Source organism: Segniliparus rugosus ATCC BAA-974 (assembly GCF_000185725.2).
Lineage (GTDB): Bacteria > Actinomycetota > Actinomycetes > Mycobacteriales > Mycobacteriaceae > Segniliparus > Segniliparus rugosus.
The window spans coordinates 971,152-989,036 of sequence record NZ_KI391953.1 but is presented as its reverse complement, the minus strand read 5'-3'; the positions used below and the strand labels follow the sequence as shown (position 1 = coordinate 989,036).

The 17,885-nt window shown below is 69.8% G+C and carries 21 protein-coding genes and 1 pseudogene; 10 read left to right on the top strand and 12 right to left on the bottom strand.

What is annotated here, in order from left to right:
* The first annotated feature begins 8 nt into the window (after nt 1-8).
* From HMPREF9336_RS04850 to HMPREF9336_RS04825, 7 genes are read left to right on the top strand one after another with little or no spacing between them, the layout of a single operon-like run.
* Nucleotides 9-905 (top strand): beta-ketoacyl-[acyl-carrier-protein] synthase family protein, encoded by an 897-nt coding sequence (locus HMPREF9336_RS04850; RefSeq protein ID WP_021030123.1) that lies wholly within the window; start codon nt 9-11, stop codon nt 903-905.
* Nucleotides 902-1,171 (top strand): hypothetical protein, encoded by a 270-nt coding sequence (locus tag HMPREF9336_RS04845; protein ID WP_244431590.1) that lies wholly within the window; start codon nt 902-904, stop codon nt 1,169-1,171. Before HMPREF9336_RS04850 ends, HMPREF9336_RS04845 begins: the two co-directional genes overlap by 4 nt.
* Nucleotides 1,168-1,950: an NAD-dependent epimerase/dehydratase family protein gene (locus HMPREF9336_RS04840; protein ID WP_021030121.1), complete on the top strand. Its 783-nt coding sequence runs from the start codon at nt 1,168-1,170 to the stop codon at nt 1,948-1,950. Before HMPREF9336_RS04845 ends, HMPREF9336_RS04840 begins: the two co-directional genes overlap by 4 nt.
* The gene (locus tag HMPREF9336_RS18880; RefSeq protein ID WP_007469569.1) at nt 1,944-2,192 is read left to right on the top strand and encodes a hypothetical protein; all 249 of its coding nucleotides are present in this window, start codon (nt 1,944-1,946) and stop codon (nt 2,190-2,192) included. Before HMPREF9336_RS04840 ends, HMPREF9336_RS18880 begins: the two co-directional genes overlap by 7 nt.
* A complete protein-coding gene (locus HMPREF9336_RS04835; protein ID WP_007469567.1) occupies nt 2,189-2,953 on the top strand; it encodes a glycosyltransferase family 2 protein in 765 nt (254 codons plus the stop codon). The genes HMPREF9336_RS18880 and HMPREF9336_RS04835 overlap by 4 nt, the downstream gene beginning before the upstream one ends.
* Nucleotides 2,950-4,464 (top strand): class I adenylate-forming enzyme family protein, encoded by a 1,515-nt coding sequence (locus tag HMPREF9336_RS04830; protein WP_021030120.1) that lies wholly within the window; start codon nt 2,950-2,952, stop codon nt 4,462-4,464. Before HMPREF9336_RS04835 ends, HMPREF9336_RS04830 begins: the two co-directional genes overlap by 4 nt.
* A complete protein-coding gene (locus HMPREF9336_RS04825; RefSeq protein WP_007469565.1) occupies nt 4,461-5,162 on the top strand; it encodes a hypothetical protein in 702 nt (233 codons plus the stop codon). The genes HMPREF9336_RS04830 and HMPREF9336_RS04825 overlap by 4 nt, the downstream gene beginning before the upstream one ends.
* Before the next feature lie 10 nt (nt 5,163-5,172).
* Here HMPREF9336_RS04825 and glmS read toward each other — a convergent pair whose 3' ends face one another.
* Together glmS and HMPREF9336_RS04815 are read right to left on the bottom strand one after the other, a co-directional pair.
* Nucleotides 5,173-7,023: a glutamine--fructose-6-phosphate transaminase (isomerizing) gene (gene glmS, locus HMPREF9336_RS04820; RefSeq protein WP_007469563.1), complete on the bottom strand. Its 1,851-nt coding sequence runs from the start codon at nt 7,021-7,023 to the stop codon at nt 5,173-5,175.
* A 65-nt stretch (nt 7,024-7,088) separates the two neighbouring features.
* Entirely contained in the window at nt 7,089-7,460 is a 372-nt protein-coding gene (locus HMPREF9336_RS04815; RefSeq protein ID WP_021030119.1) for a hypothetical protein, read from the bottom strand.
* A gap of 18 nt (nt 7,461-7,478) precedes the next feature.
* On the opposite strand from HMPREF9336_RS04815, the gene HMPREF9336_RS04810 reads away from it, so the two are divergent.
* The gene (locus HMPREF9336_RS04810; RefSeq protein WP_007469559.1) at nt 7,479-8,315 is read left to right on the top strand and encodes a dienelactone hydrolase family protein; all 837 of its coding nucleotides are present in this window, start codon (nt 7,479-7,481) and stop codon (nt 8,313-8,315) included.
* A gap of 2 nt (nt 8,316-8,317) precedes the next feature.
* On the opposite strand, the gene HMPREF9336_RS04805 is transcribed toward HMPREF9336_RS04810, so the two are convergent.
* The 8 genes and pseudogenes from HMPREF9336_RS04805 to HMPREF9336_RS04770 all read right to left on the bottom strand — a co-directional run bounded on the left by HMPREF9336_RS04805 (nt 8,318) and on the right by HMPREF9336_RS04770 (nt 14,474).
* Nucleotides 8,318-8,917 carry a hypothetical protein gene (locus HMPREF9336_RS04805; protein ID WP_007469557.1) on the bottom strand — a complete coding sequence of 200 codons (600 nt, stop codon included), beginning with the start codon at nt 8,915-8,917 and terminating at the stop codon, nt 8,318-8,320.
* Between the two features lie 9 nt (nt 8,918-8,926).
* The gene (locus HMPREF9336_RS04800; protein ID WP_021030118.1) at nt 8,927-10,639 is read right to left on the bottom strand and encodes a hypothetical protein; all 1,713 of its coding nucleotides are present in this window, start codon (nt 10,637-10,639) and stop codon (nt 8,927-8,929) included.
* A gap of 33 nt (nt 10,640-10,672) precedes the next feature.
* On the bottom strand, nt 10,673-11,011 hold the full coding sequence (locus HMPREF9336_RS04795) for a hypothetical protein (protein ID WP_021030117.1): 339 nt from the start codon (nt 11,009-11,011) through the stop codon (nt 10,673-10,675).
* A 375-nt stretch (nt 11,012-11,386) separates the two neighbouring features.
* Complete coding sequence (gene glmM / locus HMPREF9336_RS04790; RefSeq protein WP_007469549.1) at nt 11,387-12,748, bottom strand: phosphoglucosamine mutase; 1,362 nt, start codon at nt 12,746-12,748, stop codon at nt 11,387-11,389.
* A gap of 13 nt (nt 12,749-12,761) precedes the next feature.
* Nucleotides 12,762-13,139: pseudogene (gene rpsI / locus HMPREF9336_RS04785) on the bottom strand (30S ribosomal protein S9); the annotation flags it as partial.
* A 155-nt stretch (nt 13,140-13,294) separates the two neighbouring features.
* Complete coding sequence (gene rplM / locus HMPREF9336_RS04780; protein WP_007469545.1) at nt 13,295-13,738, bottom strand: 50S ribosomal protein L13; 444 nt, start codon at nt 13,736-13,738, stop codon at nt 13,295-13,297.
* A 155-nt stretch (nt 13,739-13,893) separates the two neighbouring features.
* Nucleotides 13,894-14,292: a thiol-disulfide oxidoreductase DCC family protein gene (locus tag HMPREF9336_RS04775; RefSeq protein WP_007469543.1), complete on the bottom strand. Its 399-nt coding sequence runs from the start codon at nt 14,290-14,292 to the stop codon at nt 13,894-13,896.
* Complete coding sequence (locus tag HMPREF9336_RS04770) at nt 14,292-14,474, bottom strand: antitoxin (RefSeq protein WP_007469541.1); 183 nt, start codon at nt 14,472-14,474, stop codon at nt 14,292-14,294. The genes HMPREF9336_RS04775 and HMPREF9336_RS04770 overlap by 1 nt, the downstream gene beginning before the upstream one ends.
* A gap of 102 nt (nt 14,475-14,576) precedes the next feature.
* Between HMPREF9336_RS04770 and glfT1 the strand changes: the two genes are divergently transcribed.
* Nucleotides 14,577-15,479 (top strand): galactofuranosyltransferase GlfT1, encoded by a 903-nt coding sequence (glfT1, locus tag HMPREF9336_RS04765; protein WP_007469539.1) that lies wholly within the window; start codon nt 14,577-14,579, stop codon nt 15,477-15,479.
* A 299-nt stretch (nt 15,480-15,778) separates the two neighbouring features.
* Entirely contained in the window at nt 15,779-16,780 is a 1,002-nt protein-coding gene (locus HMPREF9336_RS04760; RefSeq protein WP_244431589.1) for a mechanosensitive ion channel family protein, read from the top strand.
* 54 nt (nt 16,781-16,834) lie between these two features.
* Here HMPREF9336_RS04760 and HMPREF9336_RS04755 read toward each other — a convergent pair whose 3' ends face one another.
* Both HMPREF9336_RS04755 and HMPREF9336_RS18875 read right to left on the bottom strand, forming a co-directional pair.
* The gene (locus HMPREF9336_RS04755) at nt 16,835-17,338 is read right to left on the bottom strand and encodes a hypothetical protein (RefSeq protein ID WP_007469535.1); all 504 of its coding nucleotides are present in this window, start codon (nt 17,336-17,338) and stop codon (nt 16,835-16,837) included.
* A gap of 35 nt (nt 17,339-17,373) precedes the next feature.
* Nucleotides 17,374-17,826: a GtrA family protein gene (locus HMPREF9336_RS18875; RefSeq protein ID WP_007469533.1), complete on the bottom strand. Its 453-nt coding sequence runs from the start codon at nt 17,824-17,826 to the stop codon at nt 17,374-17,376.
* Nucleotides 17,827-17,885 lie beyond the last annotated feature (59 nt).

The window sequence follows — 17,885 nt, the reverse complement described above, 5'->3', positions numbered from 1 at the left end:
AGTCCGTCATGGGAGTCGTCATCCGGTCCAGCGCGGCGAACGCCGACCCGGACACGCTCAGTTCGCTCGAACGGGGCAGCCGGGCCGTCGCGGCGGCCATCGCGGCGGCCGGTCTGGCCCCGGAGGCGGTCGGCGCGCTCATCAACACCGGCGTGTACCGGGATTCGAACATGGTGGAGCCTGCCATGGCGGCGCTCATCCAGAAGAAAGCGGGCATCGGGCTCGAATACGCGACCGGCGCGGTCCCCGCGTTCTCCTTCGACCTGATGAACGGCGCGGTCGGGGCGCTCAACGCGGTGCAGGTGGCCCAAGCCCTGCTCGCCACCGGCAGCGCGCGGCACGTCGTGATCGTCTCGGGCGACGCGCACCCCTCCCTCGACCCCGCTGCTCAGGACGGCTTCCCGTTCGCGACCGTCGGGGCGGCGCTGCTGCTCCAGCAGACTCCCGGACCGGCGGGCTTCGGAGCCTTGCAGACCGCCTCGGACAACGGGGCCGCGCCGCCGGAGGGCTATCTCAAGCCCTACGAGGCCGGGGCGGGCGGACGCGCGGTCATCACCGTGGACCGTCCCGCCGACCTCGCCGCCAGGCTTGCGCCCCTCGCCGTCCGGGCCGCCCGCGCCGTGATCGCCGCCGATGGGCTCGACCTCGACAGGACGCTGGTGGTCAGCTCCCGTCCGACGGCCGAGTTCGCCGGATCGCTCGCCGAAGCCCTCGGCGTGCCCGCCGCCGCGGTCGTGACCGCCCGCGCCGAGGCCGACCCGCACACCTCCGCCGTCCCGCTCGCCTACCACCAAGCGCGCGAGGCGGGCTTGCTCGACGGGGCGCGGCACCTCCTGTTCGTCGCGGCCGGCGGCGGCCCGACCGCCGCCGCGATCGGCTACCTGCTCCCCGAGGGGGAAGGGTGAGCCGCGCTATGGTGCTCGCGGCCCGCGCGGTCCCGCTCGCGGGCTGGGCCTATCTCGGCTACGGGCTCATCCGCCCGCCGAGGTCGCCGCTGGCCCGAGCGCTCTTCTGGATCGACGGCGCGCTCAGCGTCGGCGCGCACGCGGCGCAGATCCCCGCCGCGATCCGGGCGCTGGAGCCGCTGGGGGTGCCGCGCGCCCGGACCGCCCTGCTGACCTTCGTCTTCGGGGCCACCTGGTGGCGCGCCGAGCGGCGGGAGCGCCCGTGAAAGTGCTCGTCACCGGAGCGACCGGCCATGTCGGCGGCCGCGTCGTCGCCGACCTCGCAGAGCACGGGCACCAGGTCCGCGCGCTTGTCCGCAGACCGGACGCGAAGTTGCCGGACGGGGTCGAGCCGGTCCTGGGAGATCTCACCGGCTCCGCCCCGTTGTGGCGGGCCTGCGCGGGCGCGGAGGCCGTCGTCCACTCCGCGGCCCTGCTCGGCGAGTCCGGGGACAAGGCCGTCTACTGGGACACCAACGTGCGTGGCACACGGCGGCTCCTCAACACCTCGCGAGAAGCAGGTTGCCGCGTCTTCGTGTTCATCGGCAGCCCGAGCGCGACGCTCGACCCCGACGGCGGCGATCAGCTCGGCGTGGACGAGTCCGCGCCCTACCCGAAGCGCTTCTTCGACGTGTACTCCGAGACCAAAGCCGTGGCGGAACAACTGGTGCTCGCGGCCAACACGCCCGAGTTCCGCACCTGCTCGCTACGGCCACGGGCGGTCTGGGGGCCGGGCGACCGCACCGGTCCGGTCATGCGGATCCTCGGGAAAATGCGGGACGGCAGGCTGCCTGATCTCGACCGGGGCAAGCCGGTGTTGGAGTCCATGTGCTACGTCGACCACATCGCCCAGGCGGCGCGGCTCGCGCTCACGGCGGAGCGGGCGGCGGGGAAAGCCTACTTCATCACCGACGCGGAGCCGGTCGATCTGTGGGCGATGATCCGCGAGGCCGCCGCGCTGTTCGAGCTGCCGCCGCCGACCAAACGCGTCCCCCGCCGGTGCTGAACGCGGTCGTCGCCGCCGTGGACGTGCTCTGGCGCGTCCACGCCATCTCCCGGCACTTCGAGCCGCCGCTCTCCCGCTACGCGCTGGCGCTCTTGACCCGCTCTGCGGTGTACGACATCTCGGCGGCCAGGCGCGACCTGGGCTTTCGTCCGGACGTAGACCTGGAGGCCGGGCTAGAGCGGTTCCAGGGCTGGGTGCGCGAGCAGGGCGGGCTGGAGCGGATCCTGGCGGGGCGGCGATGAGCGCGGCCGCCCGGGACCTGTGGGTCGTCGTCCCCGCCTTCAACGAGGAGCGCTGGATCCCCGGCCTGCTCGCCGCCCTCGCCGCCCAGCGAGGTCCAGGTTTCGCGCTGGCCGTGGTGGACAACGCCTCCACCGACCGCACCGCAGCCATCGTCCGCGAGTTCGCCGCCGCGCATCCCGGCCTGCGGGTCGATCTCGTCCACGAGCCGCAGAAGGGCACCGGGGCCGCCGCCGACACGGGTATGCGCCACGCCATCGCGCAAGGCGCGACGCGGCTCGCCCGCACCGACGCGGACTGCGTCCCGGCCCCGGACTGGACCGAGCGGGTCGCCGCCGCCTTCGACTCGGGGCTCGGGCTGGTCAGCGGGCAGATGATCCCCCGCAAGGACGAGGGCGTCTCATGGCTGGACCGGTCCGTGACCAGCCTCGCCATCGAGGTCGCGGGCCTGTTCGGCAAGATCCGCCCGGGCAATCGGGGGCCGGGCTACCTCGGCCCGTACATGATGACCCCAGGCTGCAACATGGCGATCACCGCCGACCTCTATCTCGAGGCGGGCGGCTTCCCCCGCTCGAAGATCGAGGACCTGCACGAGGACCGGGCGCTGGTGAACGCGGTGCGCACCATCACAACCGCGTACGGACGCCGGCGCGACGTGCGGGTGCTCTGCTCGCAGCGCCGGGTCAAGGCGTGGGGGCTGCGCAAGACGCTGGCCTGGTACGCGGACCACCGTTACCGCCCGCCGATTGTGGACATCCGATGACCTCGCGCGATTTCGTCGCCGCGCTTTTCGCACGGGCCGAGGCTTCGCCCGACGCGCCCGCCCTCGCGGACTCGGGCTCAGGCGCCCTCGACTACCGGACCTTCTCCGCCCGGATCGGCGCGGCGGCGACCCGGCTGCGCGGCCTGGGGTTCGGCCCTGGCCAGCGGATGCTCTTCTCCGTCCGACCCGGAGCCGACATGCTGGCCTTCCTGCTCGGAGCCATCGCGGCGGGCGGGTCGGTCGCCTTCATCGACCCCGGCATGGGGCCCGACCTCTTCCGCCGCAGGGCGGAGCGCATCGCGCCGTCCTTCGCCGCGATGGAATCGCTGCTCTACACCGCGAGCGCCCCCGGCCCGCTGCGCGCCTACGCCCGCCGCAAATGCCTTGTGCTGCCCCGGTTCTCCGATCTGCCGGTGCGGCACATCCACGCCGGGCGGCGGCTGCCCGGCGTGCCTCGTTCCTCCACGCCGCTGCGCTCGCTGCTCGAGCCGGTCCCCGAGCGGTTCGCCTTCGCGCCCGCCCCGGAGGCCGAGGCGCTGATCGTGCCGACCTCCGGCACGACCGCAGACCCGAAGATGGTCGTGCACACCAGGGGCACGCTCGGCTGGGGACTCTCGCACTTCACAGCGCGGGCGGGCCTCGGCCCCGGCGCGCATGTGGTCACCGACCAGCTCATGGTCGGGCTGCCCGCGCTCATCTCCGGCGCGCTGTGGACCATCCCCCGGCCTAGGGCCGCCGCGCGCACAAACCCTCAGAAATTCGCCCGGCTGCTCGACGGCGCTGCCCATTCTGCCGCCACGCACACCTTCGTCACCCCCGCCGACCTGCCCGCCGTCCTCGCCGCCCGCGCCGACGCGCCGTCGAAGCTGCGCTGCCTCCTGCTCGGCGGGGCCGTGGCAACCCCGACGCTCCTTGCGCAAGCGGCGAAGGCGTGGCCCGGCGCGGCGCCCCTCGTCGTGTACGGGATGACCGAGATGCTGCCCGTCGGCTTCGGCTCGGACGGGACGGCGTTCGACCTCGTGCCCGGAGTGTCCGCGCGGATCGCCAAGGACGACGAGCTGTGGTTGTCCGGTCCGGGCCTCTGCCGCAGCTACCTCGGCCACAAGCCGCTCGCCGAACTCGCCACAGGGGATCTAGCCAGGCTGGACGGGGACCGCCTGACGCTCATCGGGCGGAAGAAAGACATGATCATTCGGGGCAAGACGAACATCTACCCCGGACTCTACGAACCCGCGATCAACTCGCTCGACGGCGTGCGCGAGGGCTGGCTCGTCGGCGTGCCCGACCAGATCGGGGACGAGCGCGTCGTGCTCGCCCTCGTCCCGGCAGACCGAGCGCCCCCCGACCTCGCCGCCCGCGTCCGCCGCGCCCTTCCCGGCCTCATCGACCGGGACGCGCTGCCCGACGAGGTCATCGTCATCGACAAGACCCCCGTGTCGGGCCGTTCTCGTAAAGTGGACCGAGCGGCGCTGCGAGCGCTGGTCGCGAGCTTGGAAAGGCATGGGGGATGACACAAGAAGACGACGACCGGGCGTTCGTGCAAAGCAAAATCAGCGGCAGGATTCGCGTGCTCGCCGCCGACGAAGCCCCGAGCGAGGCTCCCGCATGGTGGATCGAGGCGAACGCGGCCGCAGGACGTGACGCGGTGGCTATCGCGCTGGAGCACTGGCGGCCGGTCGTCGGCGCGCGCTTGCCGCAGTTCCTTGCCCAGATCGAGCGCGACGGGACCGGCGTGTTCCTCGCGCGCAGGGCCCGGCTCGAGGGCAAGCCCGACGATCTGTTGCTGCTCTACGCGCTGGCCGACCCCGACGACCCGTCAGCGGTGCTCACCAGGTTCGGGCCGCTCCCCGCCGCCGCAGGCGCCGTCCCCGCATGCTGGCCGAACCTGCCGGCAGAGCTCCAGAGCTTCTTCCTGGCACTGCACAACGGCTTCCACGTCGACCTGGGCGGGCTGGGCCTGCATGAGGCCGACAGCTTCGTTTTCCCCAGCGAACACGGCGAACCCGACGACTACGAGTTCTGGTCGCCGTCCGAGGACAATCCGCATGTCAGCCACCTCGTCGAAGTGGCCGGGGACGGCTGTGGCGGCGGGCTCTGCCTCGACGTCTCGAACCGCGAAGGCCAAGGATGGGACTGGTACCAAGGCATGTTCAAGGCCGTCGACTTCTGGCCCGCCCTCGACACGATCCTCCGTCAGGATCTTTCGTAGAAGCTCAGCCCTACTCCACCGTGACGGACTTGGCGAGGTTGCGCGGCTTGTCCACGTCCAAGCCCCTGGCGATGGCGACCTGCGCGGCGAAAACCTGCAGCGGGACGATGGTCAAGAGCGGCTGCCAGAGGGTCGACACGGCGGGGACGGTGAAGAGGTAGTCCGCGTGCGGCGCCGCCGCGTCGTCGCCCTCCTCCGCGATGACGATGGTGCGCGCGCCTCGGGCCTGGATCTCGCGGATGTTGCTGAGCACTTTGGCGTGCAGCATGGATTTCGCGGGCGGGGCGACGACCACCACGGGCACGCCCTCCTCGACCAGCGCGATGGGGCCGTGCTTCAGCTCGCCAGCCGCGAAGCCTTCGGCGTGCATGTACGCGAGTTCTTTGAGCTTGAGGGCGCCCTCGAGCGCCACCGGGTAGCCGACGTGGCGGCCGAGGAAGAGGATGGTCGAAGCCCCGGACAGCTCGGTGGCGAGCTTGCGCACCGGGTCCATCTGGGCGAGCACGTGGCGCAGCAGCTCGGGGATGGCTTCGAGCTCGGCGATCTCGCGCGCCACCTCGTCCGGGTATTTCATGCCCCGAGCCTGGGCGAGGGCGAGGCCGACCAGGTAGTTCGCGGTGACCTGGGTGATGAAGCCTTTGGTGGACGCGACGGCGATCTCCGGCCCGGCGTGCGTGTACAGCACCCCGTCCGCCTCGCGGGGGATCTGCGCGCCGTTGGTGTTGCAGATGGCGAGGACCTTCGCGCCCTGCTCCTTGGCGTGGCGGACGGCTTCGAGGGTGTCGAGGGTCTCCCCGGACTGCGAAATCGCAAGGACGAGGGTGGCGGAGTCCAGCACCGGGTCGCGGTAGCGGAACTCGCTCGCCAGCTCCACCTCCACCGGCAGCCTGGTCCAATGCTCGATGGCGTATTTGGCGATCAGACCCGAGAGGTACGCGGAGCCGCAGGCCACCACGAAGACCTTGTCCACCTCGCGCAGATCCTGATCGGTGAAGCGCTGCTCGTCGAGCACGACCCGGCCCCCGTCGAAATGGCCAAGGAGGGTGTCGGCCACCGCGTCCGGCTGCTCGGCGATCTCTTTGAGCATGAAGTGCTCGTAGCCGCCTTTTTCCGCCGCCGCGAGGTCCCAGTCGATGTGGAACGGCTTGCCCGCGCGCTCCTCGCCGTCGAAGGAGCTGATGGCGTAGCCGTCACGGGTGATCGCGACAACCTCGTCCTGGCCCAGCTCGACCGCCTCGCGGGTGTGCTCGATGAACGCCGCGACGTCGGAGGCGAGGAACATCTCGCCCTCCCCGACGCCGAGGATGAGCGGGGTGGAGCGCCGGGCGGCGACAATCGTCCCCGGATGGTCGGCGTGGGTGAAGACCAGTGTGAACGCGCCGTGCAGCCGCGCGGCGACCGCTTGGACGCTCGCGAACAGATCCCCCTTCGTCGGCCCGTCTGCCACCGCGCGGGCGACGAGGTGGACGGCGACCTCGCTGTCGGTGTCGCTCGCGAACTCGATCCCGTCTGCTTCCAGCTCGGAGCGCAGCTTCAAGTGGTTCTCGATGATCCCGTTGTGCACGACCGCGACTCGGCCGGTCGAGTCGAGGTGGGGGTGCGCGTTGCGGTCGGTGGGGCGCCCGTGGGTCGCCCAGCGGGTGTGCCCCATGCCGAGGTGGCCGAGGAACGCAGGGCCGCCGTCGAGCACGGCCTCCAGGTTCGCGATGCGCCCTGCCTTCTTCGCCGTGACCAGTTGGCGGTCCTCGGCGACCACGGCGATCCCCGCGCTGTCGTACCCCCGGTACTCCATTCTGCGCAACGCCTCCATCAGGACTGGAGCCGCTTGCCGGTGGCCGACGTAGCCGATGATGCCGCACATGCCGTCTAGGGTAGGTGAATTGGCGGCAAATCTCGAACGACGTGCGGGGCAGAACGGGCGCTCGCTCAGAAATGGCCGTACATGTGCCCGAGCCCGAGGGAGATCTCCACCGCGACGACCAACGCGACGGCGGGCCAGGGCCAGACCCGCCGCTGTTGGCGCAGTCCGACGACGACAACCGCGAGGATCGGCCACGGCAACGCCACGAGCAGGGCTCCTGCGATGAAATACCACACCAGCTTCGACCAGCCGTCGACGTTCTGGCCGGTGGAGGCTCCCACAATGACGAGGATCGCGTCAATGATCCCGATGACCAAGCTGAACACGCCCGCCGCTGTGCCCCCGACGAGCAGCAACGTCCAAATCGCCCAGGTGGTCGTCTTCTCGAACTTCGCGCGCCGGGCCCGCTCAGATCGTCGCGCGTGCGGATTCGTCATCCGCGCTAGGATACGTCCATGGCGAAGAACCCGAAAGCCCTGATCCCCCGGCTCACCCGCACCGGGCCGAATCGGGTCGTGCGCGGCGATCTCGGCTCGGCGGGGACTCCTGGGCTCGTGTTCTCCCCTGCCAGCGGGTCGAACGCCCCCGCCGTGGTGTTCGCGCACGACTGGGTGACGCATCCGCGCCGCTACCAGCGGACGCTGCGCCACCTCGCCTCGTGGGGGTTCGTCGTCGCGGCTCCGAGCACGGGCCGGGGCTTCTTCGCGAGCGACAAGGAGTTCGCCGCCGAACTCGCCCGGACGCTGGAGATTCTGCGCACCGCGACGTTCGGCGCGGGCCGGGTCCAGACGAACCCGGAGCGGATCGGGCTCGTCGGGCATGGCTTCGGGGCTTCGGCCGCCGTGCTCGCGGCGGCGAAAGAGCCAGGCCTGGCAGGCGTCGCCGCGCTCTGGCCGAGCAAAACCACGGCCGTCGTTGCCCAGGCCGCGGAGGAGATCCCCGCCCCCGGCTTGATCCTCGCCACGGTGGCGGAAGAGTTGTCGTTGACCTCGAACGCCACCGAACTCGCGCTCGCCTGGGGCGGCGAGGCGGCGCTGCGCGCGATACCGGCGTTCGAGCCGCAGCGGCTGCCGGAGCGGCTCGGTCCGCGCGGATGGTTCGAGTTCGACTTGGCCGCTGGCCGCAACGGCGTGCACGCGCTGCTCACCGGCTGGCTCCTCGCGGTTTTGGCGAAGGACAAGGACTACGCCGCGTTCGCGAATCCCGAAGCGGAGCTGCCCGGCGTCGCCCCGCTCGACGCGTCGGCGATCGAGCGCAACCCGGTCAGCGCGGTCCGGGCGCTGCTCGGGTAGCGCTACTCGTCCCCGTACCCCGAGCCGATCCGCCGGGTGCTGTCGCCCCAGCCTCGGCCTTTCGCCCGCGCGCCGGGCTGCTGCGCGCCCGTCCTCAGCGCTGCGGCCTGCCGGGCGAGTTCGGCGGCGCGTTGCTGCTCGGCCCTGTTCTGCGCAGCCAGCTGAGCCTGCTGCGCGATCCGCTGCTGCTCGGCTTGCTGCCTCGGATCCGAGGACCGGGCCGACGAGGCCCCCGGCCGCGCCTCCCCCGCGCTCCGGAGACGGGCGGCGAACTCGCGCTGCCAACGCGCCTCCATCTGCTGGTTGCGGATCAGGATGTTCCGCAATTCCGAGGGCAGTTCTGCCGGAACAGTCTCTTCCGCGCTTTTGACCTCGTGCGCAGCCGCACTGTTCCCGATATTCCGAGTGCTCGCGCCCCAGCCCCGATCCGCCGAGCGCGCAGACTGCGGCCCCGTCGAACTGAGGCTTTGCTGGACCCTGCGGCTACTGCTCTCCGCGCTCTTGCGCAGGTACTCGAAGCCCGCGTTCGTCTCTCGCTGCAGCTGCTGCGTCTGTTTCTGGCTCTCTCGCTGAAGGTGGTAGAGCTGCTCGACAGGGTCCATGGCCTCGGCTCAGAAACTCGGAATCGCGCTCGGCGCGACGGAAATCGGCGTTGTCGCGGGCACCGCGCACACCTGCGGCGCAGGAGCCGAGTCCTCCTGGACGATCGGCACCTGCAGCTCGTTCGACTCGACCTCGAACTCGCCGTGGTCGCCCTGCCTCGCCGGAACGACAACCGGATCGGCCTGCCCGCCGCCGCCTGCCGCGTACAGGCCTCCGCCACCGCCCGGCTGCGCGATCACCGCGCCTTCCGGAGCGGTCGCCGAGCCCTCCGGCGACAGAGAGACCGAGCCGTCGGGAGCGGCCGCCGAGCCGTCGAGCGCAACATCGGAGTCGGGGATCCCGTCGCCGTCGAGGTCGGCCCCGACGTCCGCCGAGCCGTCGTCGTAAAGATCCGCAGCCCCGTCGAGCGACGCGTCCTCGTCCGCCGCCTCGTCGGCGCTCTTCGCCGCGTCGGTTCCGCCGTCTTTCGTGAAACCGGAGAAATCAGTGCCCGAGAGCGCGTCGCCAATGGCTCCGAGCCCGGAACCAGCCGCGCCGGCGAGGCCCGAGCCGAGCTGGCCGGCCGCGCCGGCGAGGCCGCTGATCGTGTCGCCGATCGCGCCTGCGATGTCGCCGAGGAAGCCCATGTCCGGCGCGGAGCCGCCGCTGTCGCCGCCCGAGGCCCCGTCGCCCGCGCCGCCGCCGTCCGCGCTGTCGTCAGAGCTTCCGCCCTTGCCCGAAGAACCGCCGCCGGTGCCGCCGCCCGAGGGAGCGCCGCCGCCCGCCGCCGGAGCGGTGGCCGCGGCCGGAGTCCCCGCAGCAGCAGGAGCGGCTGTCGCAGCGGCAGCCGCCGCCTGGTCTCCTGCCTGGTCCGCCGCTGAGGCCGCAGCCGCCGATTCGCCCGACGCAGCGGTCTGGTCCTGTTGTTCCTTGCCCTCGCAGCCGCAGTCGTCCGGCCGGTCCGGCTCGCACGTGATCGGGAACTCGGGAACCTTGTACGGATCCACGTTGACATCGCGGAGCGTGCTCGCCAAAAGCTCGGTCGACGACGAAGCCTGCTGCTCGATCATCGAGAGCAGCCGTTGGAACATCGTCGCCGCGAACTCGGTCGGCACGGCCACCTGGCTCTTCAATTGCTGGCGCAACGCGTCAACGAGGCTCTGCGCGTTCGGAGCCGCAGGCCGCTGGTTCATCGCGCTCTGGATCTGCTGCACGGCTTGGACGATCGAGTCCGTCGTCCGGTACTGGCCGAGGCTGCCGAGCAGATTGGAGCTCAGGCCCTCGGCTTGCTCCCGCAGATCGGTCAGCATCTTGACGACCGACTCCTGGTACTGGTCGAGCGCGCGGGAGAACTGTCCGACCTTCCTGAAATCGGTGTTCGCTCGAGCCGCCGCCGCCTGGTAGTTCGCGTACGCCGCCTGCCCCGCAGTGTCCGGCCACGCGGCGCTCAACTGCCCCGCCGTCGAATCCGCGTGCGCGCGAGCCTGCTCGAGGCTCGTCCGGACGTTGTTCAACAGCTCCGAGGCCCCGCCGAGCCGCTGCAGGCTCAATTCGCCCCACTGGTCGTACCGGCGTTGCAGCTCGGCCCCGGAGGCGCTCACTTGTAAAGGGACTCCCACGGAGTTCAGCGCGGCCGCGGCGGCGCGGACCTGGTCGATAGCTTGCAGCCCCTGTGCCACGACGGCGCTCTGAATGAGCTCTTTCCCCGTCGACGCGCCTTGTCCCGTCGATGCAGCAGTCATAGCGATGCTTCCCTTCCCTTCGTCCTCTGCCCGTCAGCCCTGGAAACCGCGGAACGGCGCGTCGGCCTGGTCGATCTTGTTCTCGACCGAGGCGAACGCGCGGCCGTGGTGCTCATCGATCTTCTCGTAGGAAGCCGCTGCGCTGATCAACGACTGCCCGAACGCGACGAGGTAGTCGTGATACTTGTTCATCGACTCGCCGAGTTGCGCCGTTCCCGTGGCGAACCCCTGCGCGGACGAGGCGGCCGGAGTGCCGCTCAGGGCCGAGACCAGCAGATTCCCCGCCGTGATGACGTCGGTCTCGATCCGTCCGACCTGGTTCCCGTCGCCCTGCAGCTCCGAGCCGATCCGACGCACCTCCGCCGGTTGCATTTTCGCCAAGGCCCTCGCCCCTCTTTCCTGTCGTCGTGAGCAGTTGTGCTTTTGCTATGTTTGACGTTCCCGAGCCGGTTTTGGTTCCCCTCAATTCTTGAATTCCGAGTGAACGCTGAGCACTCCTATGTGCGCAGGTCAAAGGCATCTTCTTCGGGATACCGCGCCGTCTTTGGCTCCAATCGGCCGAGCCCGCGCGAATTGCGATGAGCGTAACACCGGGGTCGGGGCCCCGCAAGAGATACGACAGGCCGGCGACCACACCATATGCCACTGGTCATCCCGGCGGACGGGACGCACGGCCACCGCCTCGATCTGTGGAGCGCGAGCGGGACCGACGCGTGGACGGCCGACAACGCCGTCCGGGGCCGGGTTCTACTTCAAGTTGGTGGCGCGCACCAGATGGGCCACCTGCTCGGCGACCTCGTGCGCGGAGAGCGCCGACTCTGCCTCCACCATGACGCGGACCAGTTGCTCCGTGCCCGAAGGGCGCAAGAGCACTCGGCCCTTGTCGCCCAGGCGCGCCTGCGCGGCGGCGACCGCCGCGAGCACCGTGCCGTCGCTCGCCGCCGCGAGCTTGTCGACCACGGGGACATTGACCAGCACTTGCGGATACACCTGGACGACCGAGGCCAGCTCGGAAAGGCTCTTCCCCGTCTCCACCATGCGAGCGATGAGCCGCAGGCCGACGACCATGCCGTCCCCGGTCTCGCCGAGGTCGGGAAGCACCACATGCCCGGATTGCTCGCCGCCGATGGAGTACCCGCCCTCGCGCAGCGCGTCGGTCACATGCCGGTCCCCGACCGGAGTGACCTCCAGCTCGATGCCCGCCTCGCGCATCGCGACGTGTAGGCCGAGATTGCTCATCACCGTCACGACGAGCTTGCTGTGTCGGAGCTGCTGACGCTCGTGCAGGCCGAGGGCCAAAATCGCCATGATGGCGTCGCCGTCCACGACATCGCCGTCCGCCGCGACCGCGAGACACCGGTCGCCGTCGCCGTCATGGGCCAGTCCGAGGTCAGCGCCTTCTTCCAGCACGGCGGCGCGCAGCCCGTCGAGATGCGTGGAGCCGCACCGATCATTGATGTTGAGGCCGTCCGGTTCGGCGTTGAGCATGATGACTTCGGCTCCGGTCGCCTCGTACACCTGCGCCGCAAGCCGAGAAGTCGCGCCGTTCGCGCAGTCAACGACCACGCGCAGCCGCTCCGCGCGCGGCGTGAGCGGGGCGAAGCGGGTCGCATAGCGTGCCGCGCCGTCGGGGAATTCGACGAGATCGCCGACCCCCGCGCCGGTCGGGCGTTCCCCTTCGCCCCAGCCCCAGCTGGCCTTGCCGCCTTTGCGCACCCGCAGGACGTCCGCAGACAGCAGCGTCTCGGTCTCCGTGTCGAGCTTGCCGCCGCCGGGCCCGAAGAACTTGAGCCCGTTGTCCGGCATCGGGTTGTGCGAAGCCGAGATCACGACACCGAGGTCTGCCCCGAGTTCTTTGGTGAGCCAGGAAACGGCAGGCGTGGGGAGCACGCCAACCCGCAGCACGCGGACGCCGGCGCTCGCGAGGCCCGCGCATACAGCCGCTTCGAGCATCGCGCCGGAGATCCTGGGGTCGCGGCCGACCACGGCCGTGCCGGAATCGCCACGGAGCCGCAGCCCAGCCGTGAACCCCAAAGTCAGCGCTAGCTCGGGAGTGAGGTCGGTGTTCGCGACACCACGAACACCGTCGGTTCCGAACAGTGCGGTCATGAGGTCTCGAAGATCAACGCTTCGAGTACTGCGGAGCCTTCCGAGCCTTCTTCAGACCGTACTTCTTGCGCTCGATGGCACGCGCGTCCCGAGTCAGGAAGCCGGCGCGCTTGAGGGCCGGGCGGTCGTCCGGGCTCGCCAACGTCAGCGCGCGGGCGAGGGCGAGGCGCAGCGCGCCCGCCTGGCCAGAGACGCCGCCGCCGTGCAGGGTGGCGCGGATGTCGACCGAGTCCTCGCGGTCGGCGAGGACCAGCGGGGACTTCACCAGCTGCTGGTGCACCCGGTTGGGGAAGTAGTTCTCCAGGCTGCGGCCGTTGAGGGTGAACTTGCCGGTGCCGAGGGAAAGCCGAAGGCGGACCACGGCCTCCTTGCGGCGGCCGACGGTGATGATCTCTTCGGTGAAGTCGCGCATCGGGGTCTTCTCCCGTGCGGGCGCGCTGCCGGAACGGCCCTCGCCAGCCTCGTCCTCGGCGGACTCAATGGCGTCGAGCGCGGCCTCTTCCTCTTCGGTCAAGTATTCCTCGGTCACTGTCTCTTGCTCCTCGCTCACTGCGACACCTGGGTGATCGTGTACGGCACGGGCTGCTGGGCCTGGTGCGGATGCTCCGGGCCCGCGTACACCTTGAGTTTGCGCTCCACGGCGCGACCAAGCTTGTTGCGCGGGATCATGCCCTTCACAGCCTTCTCGACGACCCGGCGGGGGTCGGACTGCAGCAGCTCGCCGATGGCGCGGCTCTTCAAGCCGCCCGGGTGGCCGGAGTGCCGGTGGACCAGCTTGTCGGCGCGCTTGTTGCCGGTGAGGGCGACCTTGCCCGCGTTCACGATGACGACGAAGTCCCCGTTGTCGAGGTGCGGCGCGAACGTCGGCTTGTGCTTGCCGCGCAGCAGGGTGGCGGCGGTGACGGCCAAGCGGCCGAGCACGACATCAGTCGCGTCGATGACATGCCACTGATGGTTCAGCTCAGCAGCCTTCGGGCTGTACGTGGACAAAAGAACACCTCGGGTCTCAAACGGTTTATATGTCTTTCGGCAGAACCCCTCGCCACCGAATCAGCCGTCTGGCTGGTCAAGGGCGCACAAAGTCCGCAACACCGACCATCCATCGTACCGGCCTGGAGCCGATCGGGTCAAATCCGCGCTTCAGGTCACTTTTGCGCGGCCAGTTCCCGAGGGACCGCGCACGCCCCGCTCGCCCCAGGCAGCATATACCGGTGCTCGGCCACCCAGCGGTAGCCCCGGTCCGCGGCGCGCCGGACGAGGCGCGGGCGCAAAGCCCGCTCGAACACCCGCAAGCCCAGCGCGACATCCGCCGCGACAGCGACCGCCTCGGCCCCGCCCGCGCGCCTTCCCGACGGGTCCAACGTCCACAGCTGCTCATACGCCTGGTCCACCGTGATCCCGAACCGCGCGGGCGCGCCCGGAGTCTGCAAGGCGGTGAACGTCAAACGCCCCTTGCGGTCCATCTTCCTCAAGAACTCGACGCTACGCTGGCAGAAGCCGCAGTCCGCGTCGGTGAGCACCTCGAGCTTCCCCCGGTCCGGCATCACTCGTTCCCGACAGCCTTTTCGGCGGCTTTCTTCGCCGCGTCCTGCGCCTTGTCGACCGCGCCGGAGTACTTGCCCTCGGTCTTCTTGTCGACGAAGTCGCCCACCTTCTCGATGGCCTGCTCCACTTTGGAGGGGTCTTTCTTGATGAAACCCTTCACCTGGTCAAACAATCCGGCCATGTCGCTTCTCGCTCTCTCGGAGTCCTCAGCCCCAGATCCGCACGGCGCGCCTGGGCACGCCACCATCATACGCCGAGGAAGGTTCCAGCAGAATAGTCTGACGTGTCACCTTCCACCGGCCCGGACCGCGTTTGGGCAGTCATCGTCACCCACCGCCGCGCGCAGACATTGCGCCGATCCCTGCTCGCGCTGAAGGAGCAGACCGTCCCCCTTTCCGGGCTGGTGGTGGTCGACAACGCCGCCGAGCCGGAAATCGCCGAACTCGTCGCGCAGCTGTGGCCGGGAGTCCGCTACATCGGCTCGAAACGCAACCTCGGCGGCGCAGGAGGATTCGCGCTCGGCGTCCTGACCGCCCTCGCGGAGGGGGCGGATTGGGTCTGGCTCGCCGATGACGACGGGCGGCCCGAGGGGCCCGAAGCCCTCGCCGAGCTTATGCGCTGCGCGGAACGGCACAAGCTCGACGAGGTCTCCCCCGTCGTGGTGGACGAGGCCGCCCCGGACCGCCTGGCCTTCCCCTTGCGGCGCGGCCTGCGCTGGCGGCGGCTCAGGGCCGAACTCGGCGACGGGGATCTGCTGCCGGGGATCGCCTCCCTCTTCAACGGCGCGCTGTTCCGCGCCGAGGCGTTCTTCGCGGTCGGCGTGCCGGACCTGCGGCTCTTCCTGCGCGGCGACGAGGTCGAGGTGCACAGGCGGCTCGTGGCGAGCGGCCTCGCGTTCGGCACATGCCTCAAGGCCGCGTACCTGCATCCGCAGGGTTCGGACGAGTTCCTGCCGATCCTGGGCGGGGCCATGCACGCGCAGTACCCGTCCGACCAGACGAAACGCTTCTACACCTACCGCAACCGGGGGTATCTGCAGGCGCAGCGCGGCATGCGGAAATTGGCGCCGCAGGAGTGGGCCCGGTTCGGCTGGTTCTTCCTGATCACCCGCCGGGACCTGCCTGGGTTCCGCGAATGGATCCGGCTGCGCAGGATCGGGCGCGAGGAGCGGTTCGGGGAGCGCTGAAGCCTCGCTCCTCCAAGGCCTGGCGTTCGCTTGGTAGCTTTTTCATTCGACACTTATGCCGAACGTGCATTGATATTTCTAATGCAGGATTTCTGTGTTGCGATTAATATCGAACATATGGTCAGCCCAATGGAGGGGGCCTCAATAGAGAGAGCTGGGCAAAGGGGCCTCCTCCCCCGCGTCCGACCCAGGCTGAAACGCGCCACCATCACCGCATCCGGCCGACGCGCCTGCGCCCGCGCTTTGCCGATCCGCGCGCCCCGAGCCCGAGCGCGCCGTTTTCGGTACAGTGAGAACCCGTGCCGCACCCGCCGACGATGATCCTCGCTTGGGACCAATCCGCGCAATGGACCGCCTTCTGGTCACGGATCTGGCAGCATTTCGGCGTTCGAGATTTCGGCGAGTGGCTCCTGGTCAAGGGCACTCGGATCGCGCTCATCATCATCGCGACGATCCTGGTCACGAGATTCGTCAAGGCATCCGCCAACGTCATCGCCCGAGGCAGCTTCAAAGAGCAGGAGCCCCAGATCCGAGGCGAGGCGGCGCGACAACGGGCGACCCTGCTCTCCGCGTTCATCTGGGTCTTCACAGTCATCCAGATCTTCGTCGCCGTGCTGATGATCGCGACCGCCCTCGAACTGCCGATCAGCGGTTTCGCCCCGCTCGCCGCAGTGGCGGGCGCGGGGCTCGGCTTCGGCGCGCAACGCATCGTGCAGGACGTGCTCTCCGGATTTTTCATCATCGCCGAGAAGCAGTACCGGATCGGCGATCTCGTGCAGCTCGCAGTGCTCGGCACGACGAACGACCCGATCGGCACCGTGGAGCAGGTGACTTTGCGGGTGACGAAGCTGCGCTCCACCGACGGCGAGCTCTACACCGTGCCGAACGGCCAGATCATCAAGTCCACCAACCTCTCCAAAGACTGGGCGCAGGCCGTCGTGGACATCCCCGTGCCGGCCTCCTCCGACATCGCTGTCTTGCGCGAGAAGCTGACCGAGGTCTGCGACACCGCGAAAGACGACCCCAACCTGAAACCGCTCCTGCGCTCCGCCCCGACCTTCCTTGGCGTCGAAGGCATCGAGATGGACCAGATCAACATGCGCATCGTGGCGAACTCGGTGCCAGGCCAGCAGTTCGTTTTGAGCAGGAGGCTACGGGCCAAAGCGCTCGCCGCGTTGCGACAGGAAGGGATCAACACCGTGAAGAACGGCGAAGACCACGCGCCTGAGCGGCCGCAACAACGACATCGCCCGACCCGCCCGGAAGAGGACACCGCGCCGCAGGAGCGTGTCCGTGACTGAGCCGCGACAGCCCGAACGCCCCCGCGCCCAGCACGAGCGCTCGGCACAGGACCATCAGAAGGACCTCAAAGAGGCCTCGTGGTGGAAACTGCCCAGCTTCAACGAGCTCATCGGCCGCAGCCAGGGGAACCCGTTGGTACCGGAGAAAATCCTCGGCGGCCGCATGCGCACCTCGACTGCCGTCTTGATCGCCCTGTTCTTCATCCTCTCCGCGATCAAGAAACCCGAGCCGGGGGCGCCACAGCCGGAACCGTCCCCCCAGCCGTGGGCTCCGCCGACGAACGCCGTGTTCGGCACGGACGGCAACTGGACGGTGCCCGCTCCGGTCCCGACTGCGCGGCAACGCTGGACGGCGCCCCCGGCGGCGCCGAAACCCTCGACAACGCCGCCGAAACCATCCACGTCCGAGACGCCTTCCGAGTCGGAAAGCGCATCAGAGCCGTCGAGGTCCTCGGACAGCGCCGGACCGTCTGCAAGCCGAGGCGAGTCCGAGCCCCGGCCTTCGCGCCCGCGCAGCGAGCACGAGGGCGGCTCCAGCTCGCCGTCGCCCTCGGCCACCGGCGGGCCCTCCGCGTCCCGGCCCAGCTCTGGCGCTAGCGCTCCGAGGCCGAGCCCCGAAAGATCACCAGCCGCTGCACGAGAAAGTTCATCACCGTGACGGTGCCCTGCGCGACGACCCACGCGGCGGACTCGGCGAAGAACTTCGCAGCCCCCCACGAGAGCAGCAGCGCGAGCGCCCCGGCGAAAAGACCGGTCCGCAGCAAGAACGCGACCGCGTAGAGGGCCGCGACTTGCATGAACCGCTTGGAACTCGGCTCCGCCTGGAAGGTCCACCGCCGGTTGATCAGATAGGCGACGGTCGTGCCGACGACGAAGCCGACGATGTTGGCGGCGTTCGGCGGGACCCCGAGCTGGGACAGGGCCATGACCAGACCGTAGTCCACCACTGCGGAAAAAACGCCTGTCACCAAGAATCTAAGGACCTGGGTCTTGAGCCCAAGGGCGGCTTCCGGTTGCGCGGGGGACGCGGAGGAGTCGTTCGGCACGAGCCATGACTGTAACGCACCGAGCGCGCGGGCGGATCGAGCTACGCGCAGCTCTCTCA